Raw genomic sequence first — 11,245 nt, forward strand, 5'->3', positions numbered from 1 at the left:
GCCTCAGCTCGCCGCTGCCGGTGTCGCGGAACGCGCGTGGTCCACAACCCGGCTCCGGTGGCTCCCGAGGACTCCCCCGTCGACGGACACGACGTCGCCGTGGCGCAGGTAGGGCCGCGGCTCCGGCTGACCCATCGCCACTCCCGCGGGGGTGCCCGTGATGACGAGGTCGCCGGGCTCGAGGGTCATGAGCCCGCTGACGTAGCAGAGCAGCTCGGCGACGGAGAACAGCATGTCGCCGGTCCAGCCGTCCTGCCTGAGGTGGTCGTTGACCGTGAGGCGCAGCCTGACGGCGGCGGGGTCGCCCAGCTCGTCGGGGGTGACCAGCCACGGTCCGACCGGACAGAAGGTGTCGGCCGACTTGCCCTTGGTCCAGGTGCCGCCGCGCTCGAGCTGGAGCGCCCGGTCGGAGACGTCGTGGGCCAGCACGTAGCCGGCGACCGCCCTCAACGCACGGTCATGGTCGCGTTCGTGCGTGAGGGGCGCACCGAGGACGACCCCGAGCTCCACCTCGTAGTCGGTCGTGACCGACTGCGGCAGCAGCCGGATGTCGTCGGTGGGCCCGCAGACCGAGGTCGGCGCCTTGAGGAAGACCACGGGCTCCGAGGGCAGCGGCACCCTCGCCTCGGCGGCGTGGTCCCGGTAGTTGAGCCCGATGCCGACCACCTTGCCGGGACGCGTGAAGGGCGCACCGAAGCGCAGGTCCTCGCCGCCCGGAAGGCGTTGCAGCGCAGCGGTGGCGAGCGTGTCGAGCCGGCCCAGGAAGTCCGGGTCGACATCCTGCGTCACCGTCGAGAGGTCGAGGAGCGAGCCGTCGTCGGCGACGACCACGGGACGCTCGGCCCCCGGCGGACCGACCCGGGCGAACCTCATCGCGCACCTCCGAGGTGCTCGCGCGCGATGCGCGCTCCGATCCGCTCCAGGAGCGGACCTGGCGCGTCCAACGCCTCCTGCCGGGTGGCGGCCTCGTCGACCAACGCGTAGGCCGCGTGCAGGCCTGCCGCTCCCAGCTCGGCAGGCGTGAGCGTGACCTGACCGGCCACGGCGACGGTGGGCACACCCTTGTCGCGGGCCAGCGCGGCCACGGCGGCGGGGGCCTTGCCGTGCAGGGTCTGGGCGTCGAGCGAGCCCTCGCCGGTCACGACGAGGTCGGCTCCGGCGACGGCGTCGGGCAGGCCTGTCAGCTCGAAGACGAGCTCGGCCCCCGGTCGGGTGGTCGCGCCGAGGACTGCCACCAGCCCGAAGCCGACCCCGCCGGCGGCTCCGGCACCTGGCGCGAGTCGCTGGTCCTTGCCCGTTGCCCGCGCGACGAGGTCGGCCCAGTGGGTCAGCGCCGAGTCGAGCAGCTCGACGTCCTCGGGCCCGGCGCCCTTCTGCGGTCCGTAGACCGCGGCCGCGCCGCGGCTCCCGGTGAGCGGGTTGTCGACGTCGCAGGCCACGACCAGCTCGGCCCCCGCCAGGCCGGGGTGCAGCCTGCTCAGGTCGAGCCGGGTCGCGTCGAGCAGCCCGGCCCCACCGGGGTCCACCTCGCTGCCGTTGGCGGTGCGGATGGTGGCGCCCAGCGCCTGGAGCAGCCCGGCTCCGCCGTCGGTGCAGGCACTTCCACCGATCCCGACGACGATGCGGCGGACTCCGGCGTCGAGCGCTGCGGCGATGAGCTCCCCCGTGCCGCGGCTCGTGGCGGTCAACGGCTGGAGCCGGCCGCCCGGCAGCTGGGCCAGGCCGGAGACCTCGGCCAGCTCGACCACGGCCTCGCTGCCGCGCCGCACCCAGGCGGAGGCACACGGCATACCGGTGGGGCCGGTCGCGGTCAGCGGCACCGGGGTGAACCCGGCCGCCTCCGCTGCGGCGAGGGTGCCGTCGCCACCGTCGGCGACGGGCACCACGACGGTCTCGACGTCGGGGAGGACCGACCGCAGGCCGGCCGCGAGGTGACCCGCGACCTGCGCGGCGGTGAGCGTGCCCTTGAACTTGTCGGGGGCGAGCAGGACGCGGGTCATGGACGGCACCTAGTCCAGGTTGGCGAAGAGCGCGGTCGGGGCATCCTGGCCGTCCTCGGCCAGCTCCTCGAACTCGGTGACGCCCGCGATCGACAGTCCCATGGAGACGTTGGTGACCCTTTCCAGGATGACCTCGACGACGACCGGGACCCTGTACTCCGCCGCGAGTCCCTTGGCCTTCTCCAGCGCTGGAAGGATCTCCTCGGGGTCGAAGACGCGAATCGCCTTGCATCCCAACCCTTCTGCGACCTTGACGTGGTCGACGCCGTAGCCGCCGACCTCGGGGCTGTTGATGTTGTCGAACGACAGCTGGACGCAGTAGTCCATGTCGAACCCACGCTGGCTCTGGCGGATCAGGCCGAGGTAGGCGTTGTTCACCAGGACGTGGATGTAGGGGATGTTGAACTGGGCGCCGACGGCGAGCTCCTCGACCATGAACTGGAAGTCGTAGTCGCCGGAGAGCGCGACCACGGTCTCGCCGGGCGAGGCGGTGGCGACACCCAGCGCAGCGGGGACGGTCCAGCCGAGCGGACCCGCCTGCCCTGCGTTGATCCAGTGCCGGTCCTTGTAGACATGGAGCAGCTGGGCTGCCTGGATCTGGGACAGGCCGATCGTCGAGACGTAGCGGACGTCCTTGCCGAACGCCTTGTTCATCTCCTGGTAGACGCGCTGCGGCTTGACCGGCATGACGTCGAAGTTGGTCTTGCGCCACATCGACGCCTTGCGGTCGCGGCAGGACTGCGCCCATGCCGCGCGGTCCTTGAGCGCGGCCTCGTCCTGACGAGCGCGGGCCACCTCGACGAACAGCTCGAGGGCAGCCCTGGCGTCGGAGACGATGCCGAAGTCGGGCGCGAAGACGCGGCCGATCTGGGTGGGCTCGATGTCGACGTGCACGAACGTGCGGTCCTTGGTGTAGGTCTCGAGGTCACCCGTGTGGCGGTTGGCCCACCGGTTGCCGATGCCCAGGACGAAGTCGGACTCGAGCATCGTGGCGTTGCCGTAGCGGTGGCTGGTCTGGAGGCCGACCATGCCGGCGTTCAGCTCGTGGTCGTCGGGGATCGTGCCCCAGCCCATCAGCGTCGGGACGACCGGGACCCCGGTCAGCTCGGCGAACTGGACCAGCAGGTCCGCGGCGTCCGCGTTGATGATGCCGCCGCCCGCGACGATGAGGGGTCGCTCGCTGGCGGCGAGCATGTCGAGGGCCTTCTCGACCTGCGGTCGCGTGGCGGTCGGCTTGTAGACCGACAGCGGGGCGTACGTCTCGACGTCGAACTCGATCTCGGTCATCTGGACGTCGATCGGCAGGTCGATGAGGACCGGGCCGGGGCGACCCGAGCGCATCAGGTGGAAGGCCTGTTGGAACGTGCCCGGCACCTGGGCCGCCTCGAGGACGGTGACCGCCATCTTGGTGAGCGGTCCCGCGATCGAGGCGATGTCGACGGCCTGGAAGTCCTCCTTGTGCAGCTTGGCCACCGGCGCCTGGCCGGTGATGCACAGGATCGGGATCGAGTCGGCGCTGGCCGAGTAGAGACCCGTGATCATGTCGGTGCCGGCGGGGCCGCTGGTGCCGACGCAGACGCCGATGTTGCCGGCCTTGGCGCGGGTGTAGCCCTCCGCCATGTGGGAGGCGCCTTCGACGTGGCGGGCGAGCGTGTGGTGCAGCCCGCCGTTGGTCTTCATCGCCTTGTAGAACGGGTTGATCGCCGCTCCGGGCAGGCCGAAGACGTTGGTCACACCTTCCTTCTTCAGGATCTCGACGGCCGCTTGGGCCGCTGTCATGCGTGCCATGGTGGTGCTCCTGGTCTGGGTGGTTCCGGTTCGATGTGAACGCGCCGGGGAACACCGGCGGGTTTACATCGAATGGGGAAGAGGGGGTCGGGGGGAGGTCAGGGGGTCTGGCCGGAGAGGCGCTGGACGCCGCGCAAGAGGGCCGAGTGGTCGAGGCCGCCGTCGCCGTTGGCGCGAGCCGAAGCCATCAGCTGGGCGACGAGGCCGCCGAGGGGTACCACCACTCCGGCTTCGCGAGCAGCACTCGTCACGATGCCCATGTCCTTGTGGTGCAGGTCGATCCGGAACCCGGGCTCGAAGGACTTGGTGGTCATGTTGGTGCGCTTCTGGTCGAGGACCTTCGAGCCGGCCAGTCCGCCACCGAGGACGTCGAGGGCCGGGCCGAGGTCGACGCCGTAGGCCTCGAGGAAGACGACCGCCTCGGCGAGCGCCTGGATGTTGGCGGCGACGATCAGCTGGTTCGCGGCCTTGACGGTCTGGCCCGCGCCGTTGCCGCCGACGTGGACGACCGTCTTGCCGACGGCGTCGAGGATCGGCCTGGCCTCCTCGAAGTCCGCCTCGGCACCGCCGACCATGATCGACAGGGCGGCGTTCCTGGCACCGGCCTCGCCACCGGACACGGGGGCGTCCAGAAGGCGGAAACCCTTGTCCTTGGCCGCCTTCGCGAGCTCCACCGTCACGTCGGGGCGGATGCTCGAGAAGTCGATGACCAGCGTCCCCTCCTTGGCGTTGGCGAAGACGCCGTCCTCGCTGAGGAGCACGTCCTGCACGTCCGGGCTGTCGGGGACCATGACCGCGACGACCTCGGCGTCACGTACGGCGTCGGCCACCGAGGACGCCGCGGTCCCACCGGCGTCCACGAGCGGCTTGGTCTTGTCGGGGTGCAGGTTGTAACCGACGACGTCGTGCCCGGCGTTCTGCAGGTGGACGGCCATGGGGCTGCCCATGATCCCGAGTCCGRTGAAGGCGATGGTGCTCATTGCGTTCTCCTTGAGGGTGRTTCGCGTGTCGTGGTGCGGTCAGGCGGAGCGTCGCTCGCGCGGCAGCCAGCCGAAGCTCTCTGGGGTGGTCGCGGTGGTGGGCTTGTACTCGAGGCCCACCCACCCGGCATACCCGGCAGCAGCGAGGGCGCCGAGGTGGCGCTGGAGGTCGAGGTCGCCCGAGCCGGGCTCGCCACGACCGGGTGCATCCGCGATCTGCACGTGGGCAGTGCGGTCGACCGCAGTGACGATGGCGGCGTCGAGGTCGTCGCCGTTGGCGGCCAGGTGGTAGAGGTCGAGAAGGAAGCCCACGTTCGTGGCCCCGGAAGCGCGGACGTCGTCCACCACCGAGAGCGAGTCGGCGGCGGTGCGCAGCGGGTAGGGCTTGGGACCACTGACCGACTCGACGAGGACGGTGGCGCCGATCCGCTCCGCCGCCTTGGCCGCGACGGCGATCGACTCACGGCCGAGTTCGTCCTGCTCCTGGGCCGAGGCGCCGTCGACGCGGTTGCCGAACAGGGCGTTGAAGGCGCCCACGCCGAGCCGCTCGCCGATGCCGAGCGTGACGTCGACGTTGTCGCGGAACTGCTGCACCCGGTCGGGGATGGACAGCACTCCGCAGTCCGCCCCCGCGAGGTCTCCCGCGAAGAAGTTGAGCCCGACCAGCTGGACCCCGGCGTCCTGCACCGACGACACGAAGGCGTCGACGTCGCGGTCACCCGGCATCGGCTGGTCCGGCCAGGGCCACCAGAACTCCACGGCATCGAACCCTGCGGCCTTGGCCGCCGCGGGTCGCTGCAGGAGCGGCAGCTCGGTGAACAGGATCGAGCAGTTCACCTCGTAGCGCAGTCCGTGGTCAGTCACCGTGGTCTCCTCAAACTTCCGTATTGTGGAATCTTTTTTCCGACTAGTAAGAATGTAAGCGTCCGCCCGCCGGGGCGTCAACCCCGCCGTGGCGTCTTCTCAGCGGGTGGCGCAGATATGTCCGGCCGCGCTGCGGTGGCGCGACAGCAAGCGCTCACCGGCTGAGACCGCCTGCGCCGCAAGCAAACCCTCGTCGGCGGTGACGAGACGGTCGCGCTCGACGACCGGCCGGCCGCCGACGAGGAGCAGCTCCAGTGGGGGTCGGGACCCGAGCACGAGTGCTGCCACCGGGTCGACGACCCCCGCGTGGCCCAGTCCGTCCAGTCGCCACAGGGCGAGGTCGGCGAGCTTGCCGACCTCCAGTGACCCGATCTGGTCGTCCCAGCCCAGCACCCGGGCTCCCCCGATCGTGGCGAGCTCGAGGGCGTCGCGCACGCCGAGCGCCTCGGGCCCGCCGCGCGCCCGGGCGAAGAGCAGTGCGTGCCGCGCCTCCTCGACGAGCGAGGACGCCTCGTTCGACGCCGCCCCATCCACCCCGAGACCGACCGACACACCGGCGTCGCGCAGGTCACGGGTGCGCGCGATGCCAGCGCCCAGGCGGGCGTTCGAGGACGGGCAGTGGGCGACACCGGTGCCCGATGCGGCCAGGCTCTTGATCGCCACGTCGTCGAAGTGGATGCCGTGCGCCAGCCAGACGTCGTGGCCGACCCAGCCCAGCGACTCCAGGTAGGCCAAAGGGGTCTGGCCGAACCGTGCGGCGCAGTAGCGCTCCTCGTCGACCGTCTCGGCCAGGTGGGTGTGCAGGCGGACCCCGCGGTCGCGCGCCAGGGCTGCGGACTCGCGCAGGAGGTCCGCGGTGACCGAGAAGGGCGAGCAGGGTGCGACGCCGACCCGCAGCATCGAGTCGGGCGACGCGTCGTGGTGCTCGTCGATCGCGGCCGCCGTGGCGGCCAGGATCGTGTCGAGGCCCTCGACCACATGGTCCGGCGGCAGGCCCCCCTGGCTCTGGCCGAGGTCCATCGAGCCCCGGGTGGCCAGGAACCGCAGCCCGATCCGTCGCGCCGCGTCGATCTCGGCACCGAGCACGTCACCCCCGTGGGTGGGGAAGACGTAGTGGTGGTCCATCGACGTCGTACAGCCGGTGCGCGCGAGCCAGCCCAGACCGGCCGCCGCGGCCGCGCCCACGATGTCCTCGTCGATCCCGCCCCAGATGGGGTAGAGCTCGGTGAGCCAGCCGAACAACGTGGCGTCCACGGCCAGACCACGCGTGGCCCACTGGTAGAGGTGGTGGTGGGTGTTGACGAGACCCGGGGTGGCGAGACAGCCGGTGGCGTCGACGACGACCGCCTCACTCCCGTCGTCGACGTACCGACCCGCCCCGACGGCGACGATCCGCGCCCTGTCGATGACGACGTGACCCACCGCGTGCTCGGTCCTCGATGAGTCCATCGTCGCCACCGTGCAGCCGTCCAGGACCATCCGCTGGGCGGCGACCACGGTCACGACCCCCGGTAGGTGGAGTAGCCGAACGGGTTGAGCAGGACCGGCACGTGGTAGTGCTGGTGCGCGTCCGCGACGGTGAACACCACGACCACCTCGGGGTAGAACGCATCCACTCCGTGGCCCGCGAAGTAGGCGCCGGACGCGAACCGCAGCCGGTAGTCGCCCGCCTCCAGACGGTCCGGGCCGATGCTGCCGACCCGACCGTCGCCGTCGGTGATGCCGTCACCGATCGCCTGTCCATCAGYGCCTTCCAGCACCACCGTGATGCCGGCCGCCGGCTTGCCGAGGCTGGTGTCGAGGACGTGCGTGCTGAGGGTTCCCATCAGGAGACCACCTGTCTGAGTCGGAGCAACGCGATCTCGCGCAGCTGGGTCACGGTCTCGGCGCGCTCGGCGTCGTCGTCGTTGCCGAGGCGTCGGGTGAGCTCGGCCAGGATCTCCGGGGCCGTGCGTCCAGCCGCCCGGATGAGGAACACCCGGTCAAAGCGCTCCTCGTATGCCGCGTTGCCGGCGACGAGGGCACGTGCCGCCTCGGCGTCCGCCGGGTCCACCCCGGCCTGCTCCCTGGCGCTGGCCTCCGCGTTGTGGTGCGGGCCGGTGGCCCGCTCCCCGATCCGCGGGTGCCCCGCCAGCGCCGTCGCGAGCTCGTCCTCGGTGAGGTGGGCAGCGGCGGCCCTGGCGGTGTCCTCGAGACCCGGCCACCCGGCATACGGGCGGCCGTCGCGGACCGAGGCCACCCACCGGGGCACCGGCAGGCACGCAGCCAGCTGCTCGTCGGCGGACGAGTCCGGCAGGGCGTTGAAGTCCTCCAGGGTCATCAGCTCTCCACGAAACGGGTGCGGGCGGAGTGGATCGGGTTGGCATCGGCCACGAGGTCATCAAACCGGTAGCCGGCGATCTTGGCGATCTCCACCAGCGCCGAGGCGTGTTCCTGCGCCGGGGAGTTGTTGAGCCGCTCCCATCCGGTGCGCACCACCTGGTCGAACGAGTCCCGGTCGCGCACACAGGTCACGAGGGGGAACCCGAACCGGTCGCGGTACTGGGAGGTGAGCTCGGACAGCTCACCGTGTGCCTTCTCGTCCAGCCGGGTCAGGCCCAGGACCGACTGGTCCCGCAGGGAGTCCGGCCCCTCGTCGCCCTCCGCCACGCTGTCCGCGCCGAGGTCGGGGTAGGAGTCGATGAGCAGCCGCTGCTCGTCCTCGGTGGCGGAGAACAACGCCTCCTGGAAGGCCCGACGCAGGTCGCTGGTGTCGCTGAACGGCCGCGAGTCGAAGGCCCGCTCGACCACCCACCGCGGCCCCTTGAACAGGGAGCCGAAGGTGTCGGCGAACTCGTCCCGCGACATCTGGTTGACCTCGCTCAGGCGCACCAGGGCACCTGGGGCGCCGGCGACTGCCGGGCCACGGCTCGAGCCGACGTGGTGGAAGACGAAGTTGAGCACGATCGCGGTGATCGAGCCGAGCGTGATGCCCGAGCCGAGGATGATCTGCGCCCAGTCCGGCACCGCCTTGGCCACGTCGGGCTGTGCGGTGACATACATCGCCAGCCCCACCGAGGTCGCCACGATGACGACGTTGCGGTGGTCGTGGAAGTCGACACGGGACAGCGTCTGGAAACCCACGACCGCGACCGTGGCGAACATGGCCAGGGCAGCGCCTCCGAGCACCGGGTGCGGGATACCCGCCACGATGGCGCCAGCCTTGGGGATCAGACCGATGACCACCATGATCAGGCCCGCGGTGGCGACGACGTAGCGGCTCTTGACCCGCGTCAGGCGCACCAGCCCGACGTTCTCGGCGAAGCAGGTGTAGGGGAAGGAGTTGAAGACGCCGCCGATGGTGGTGGCCAGGCCGTCGGCGCGCAGGGCCCGCGCGATGTCCTCCTTGCCGATCCGCTTCTCGACGATCTCACCGGTGGCGAACACGTCACCCGTGGTCTCGACGGCGGTGATGAGCATGACGACGACCATCGAGATGATCGCGGCGGCGGAGAACCTGGGCCAGCCGAAGTGGAACGGTGTCGTGACCCCGAGCCAACCCGAGCCACCCACCAGGTCGAAGTGTGCGTCACCCAGGGCCCACGCCACGAGGGTCCCGACGACCAGGCCGATGAGGACGGCGACGGTGGCCATGAAGCCCTTGAAGATCCGCTGGATCGCGACGATCAGTGCGAGGGTGCCGAGGGCGTAGGCGAGGTTGCGTCCGCTCGCCGGGTCGAGCGTCGGACCGGCGCCACCGGCGGCGTCCGCGGCCGCGACGGGCAGCAGCGCCAGTCCGATGATCGTGATGACCGACCCGGTGACGACCGGCGGGAAGAAGCGGATGAGTCGGCTGAAGTACGGCGCGACGAGGAACGTGAACAGGCCCGCCACGATGACGGCCCCGTAGATCACGAGGAGCCCGTCGGTGCCGCCCCCTGCAGCCATCCCGATCGCGATCATCGGGGAGACGGCCGTGAAGGTAACCCCTTGCAGGAGAGGCAGTTTCACACCCACCTTCCAGAAGCCGACGCTCTGGATGATCGAGGCGATGCCGCACGTGAAGAGATCGGCGTTGATGAGGTGGATGAGCTCCGGGGTCGACAGCCCGATGGCGCTGGCCAGGAGGATCGGCACGATGACCGCGCCGGCGTAGAACGCGAGGACGTGCTGGAAGCCGTAGATCGCGAGCTTCGGGATGGGCAGCACCTCGTCGACAGGGTGTCGCGATGCGCGCTTGGACTGGGGTGTGGCGGTGGCTGTGCTSATGACAGGCACCTTTCTGTCCCGAGGGGGGACGGGGAGAGGGATGTGCCGTGGAGTCGGCAGGGGTGCGCCGTGGAGTTGGCAGGGGTGCGCCGTGGGACCGGCTGGCCGAGTCAGGTCAGGACGGGTCAGTCAGGACGGGTCAGCAGAAGCCGGGCACGGTGAGCCAGGCATCGCCCGGGTCCGAGCCGTTCTCGCGCTGCACGCTGGCCTCGATGAGTCCGTAGGGGCGGTCCGCCGCGATGAAGACCTCGCCGGGGTTGTCGAGCCCGAACGGGGAGAGGTCGACGAGGAAGTGGTGCTTGTTCGGCGCCGAGAACTTGATCTCGGCCACCTCGGGGTGGGCCGCGAGAACCGCTGACCCCATCGCATAGAGGCTCTCCTGGAGGGCCCGGCTGTAGGTCGTCGCAAAGGTCTCGAGCATCACCTGACGGATGTCGTCGAACGACTTGTTCCAGTCGGTGCCGTCCGTGGCGGCGCTCGACTCGTACCGCCAGCGGGCCACGAGCGAGGTCGCCAGGATCCGGTCGTCGGTCTCCTTGAGCGTCGTGTACTCGTCCTTGAGGTAGCCCTTGAACTCCGAGCCCGTGGACTTGAGGACCACGAGGTCCTTCACGCCGGACACGACCCAGGCCTGGGCCGACCCTCCGCTGCGGTCCTGCGTGACGACGGTCGTGCGGACCTCGCCACCCCGCTTCACGAAGGCGTGGTCGTGACCGGTGCCGCCTACCTCGATGCGGTCCCAGGCGTACTCCTCCACCTCGATCCGGCTGGCGCTCGCGGCCGGCGTGACGTCGAGGAAGCGGGCGCCGAGGGTGAGTGCGTAGTCCTCCGGAGAGGTGACACCGTGCTCCTTGGCGAAGGCGAAGCAGGTGTTCTTCTGGGTGTCGGTGGGCAGGACGTTGGCCTGGTCACCGGTGGCGTGCGCGTCGTGGAAGTCGCCGCGCAGGGCGGTCGAGACGTTGAGGTCGCGGATCTCGTGGCGGGCGGTGTCGCGGTAGACGCGGACGACGCGGTTCTCCGCCTTGCCGTACTGGTTGGGTCCGAGGACGAAGCTCATGGGTGCTCCTTGCGGTGCCCGTCGACCCTGGGCGGGTCAGGCGTGGTGGCGCGGATGGCTTCCCGAGCGATTCGGAGATCTTCCGAATGGTGGAAACCTGTTTACGGATGATGGAACAATAAGCGCCTCAGTGTGACCGAGTCAACAATCTGTTGAAAAGTTCTGCGTTGAAAGTCGTGGGAGCTGTTCGACGAGCGGTCGCCGAGATCAAGAACTGCTGGTATGCCGCGTCAGCCGGCGGGCTCGGCCGCCTGGTCGCGGATCCGGTTCAGGTAGTTGTAGACGGTGAAGCGGGTCAGGCCCAGCGC

The 11,245-nt window shown here is 70.4% G+C and carries 9 protein-coding genes and 1 pseudogene; all 10 read right to left on the reverse strand.

Annotated elements, in window-relative coordinates:
• Window positions 1-3 precede the first annotated feature (3 nt).
• The gene (locus AC1DVZ_RS13215) at window positions 4-873 is read right to left on the reverse strand and encodes a fumarylacetoacetate hydrolase family protein (RefSeq protein ID WP_477618659.1); all 870 of its coding nucleotides are present in this window, start codon (window positions 871-873) and stop codon (window positions 4-6) included.
• Window positions 870-2,000, reverse strand: coding sequence for a glycerate kinase (locus tag AC1DVZ_RS13220; RefSeq protein WP_477618660.1), 1,131 nt, complete (start codon window positions 1,998-2,000; stop codon window positions 870-872). Before AC1DVZ_RS13220 ends, AC1DVZ_RS13215 begins: the two co-directional genes overlap by 4 nt.
• A 9-nt stretch (window positions 2,001-2,009) precedes the next feature.
• Complete coding sequence (gcl, locus tag AC1DVZ_RS13225) at window positions 2,010-3,788, reverse strand: glyoxylate carboligase (protein WP_477618661.1); 1,779 nt, start codon at window positions 3,786-3,788, stop codon at window positions 2,010-2,012.
• 98 nt (window positions 3,789-3,886) lie between these two features.
• A pseudogene (locus tag AC1DVZ_RS13230) lies at window positions 3,887-4,780 on the reverse strand (2-hydroxy-3-oxopropionate reductase); the annotation flags it as partial.
• Between the two features lie 27 nt (window positions 4,781-4,807).
• Complete coding sequence (locus AC1DVZ_RS13235) at window positions 4,808-5,617, reverse strand: hydroxypyruvate isomerase family protein (protein WP_477618667.1); 810 nt, start codon at window positions 5,615-5,617, stop codon at window positions 4,808-4,810.
• A gap of 114 nt (window positions 5,618-5,731) precedes the next feature.
• Window positions 5,732-7,135 (reverse strand): 8-oxoguanine deaminase, encoded by a 1,404-nt coding sequence (locus tag AC1DVZ_RS13240; protein WP_477618662.1) that lies wholly within the window; start codon window positions 7,133-7,135, stop codon window positions 5,732-5,734.
• Complete coding sequence (gene uraH, locus AC1DVZ_RS13245; protein WP_477618663.1) at window positions 7,132-7,458, reverse strand: hydroxyisourate hydrolase; 327 nt, start codon at window positions 7,456-7,458, stop codon at window positions 7,132-7,134. The genes AC1DVZ_RS13240 and uraH overlap by 4 nt, the downstream gene beginning before the upstream one ends.
• Window positions 7,458-7,952 carry a 2-oxo-4-hydroxy-4-carboxy-5-ureidoimidazoline decarboxylase gene (gene uraD / locus AC1DVZ_RS13250; RefSeq protein WP_477618664.1) on the reverse strand — a complete coding sequence of 165 codons (495 nt, stop codon included), beginning with the start codon at window positions 7,950-7,952 and terminating at the stop codon, window positions 7,458-7,460. The genes uraH and uraD (AC1DVZ_RS13250) overlap by 1 nt, the downstream gene beginning before the upstream one ends.
• Entirely contained in the window at window positions 7,952-9,820 is a 1,869-nt protein-coding gene (gene uraD, locus AC1DVZ_RS13255; RefSeq protein WP_477618665.1) for a 2-oxo-4-hydroxy-4-carboxy-5-ureidoimidazoline decarboxylase, read from the reverse strand. Before uraD (AC1DVZ_RS13255) ends, uraD (AC1DVZ_RS13250) begins: the two co-directional genes overlap by 1 nt.
• A 199-nt stretch (window positions 9,821-10,019) precedes the next feature.
• A complete protein-coding gene (gene pucL / locus AC1DVZ_RS13260; protein WP_477618666.1) occupies window positions 10,020-10,937 on the reverse strand; it encodes a factor-independent urate hydroxylase in 918 nt (305 codons plus the stop codon).
• Window positions 10,938-11,245: the final 308 nt, after the last annotated feature.

It is taken from the genome of Pedococcus sp. P2_E5, from assembly GCF_056403895.1.

Bases quoted from the DNA above. Each gene is read 5' to 3' on its own strand.
- AC1DVZ_RS13215 (WP_477618659.1), bottom strand. From the start codon at position 873: ATGAGGTTCGCCCGGGTCGGTCCGCCGGGGGCCGAGCGTCCCGTGGTC.
- AC1DVZ_RS13220 (WP_477618660.1), bottom strand. From the start codon at position 2,000: ATGACCCGCGTCCTGCTCGCCCCCGACAAGTTCAAGGGCACGCTCACC.
- gcl (WP_477618661.1), bottom strand. From the start codon at position 3,788: ATGGCACGCATGACAGCGGCCCAAGCGGCCGTCGAGATCCTGAAGAAG.
- uraD (WP_477618664.1), bottom strand. From the start codon at position 7,952: ATGACCCTGGAGGACTTCAACGCCCTGCCGGACTCGTCCGCCGACGAG.
- pucL (WP_477618666.1), bottom strand. From the start codon at position 10,937: ATGAGCTTCGTCCTCGGACCCAACCAGTACGGCAAGGCGGAGAACCGC.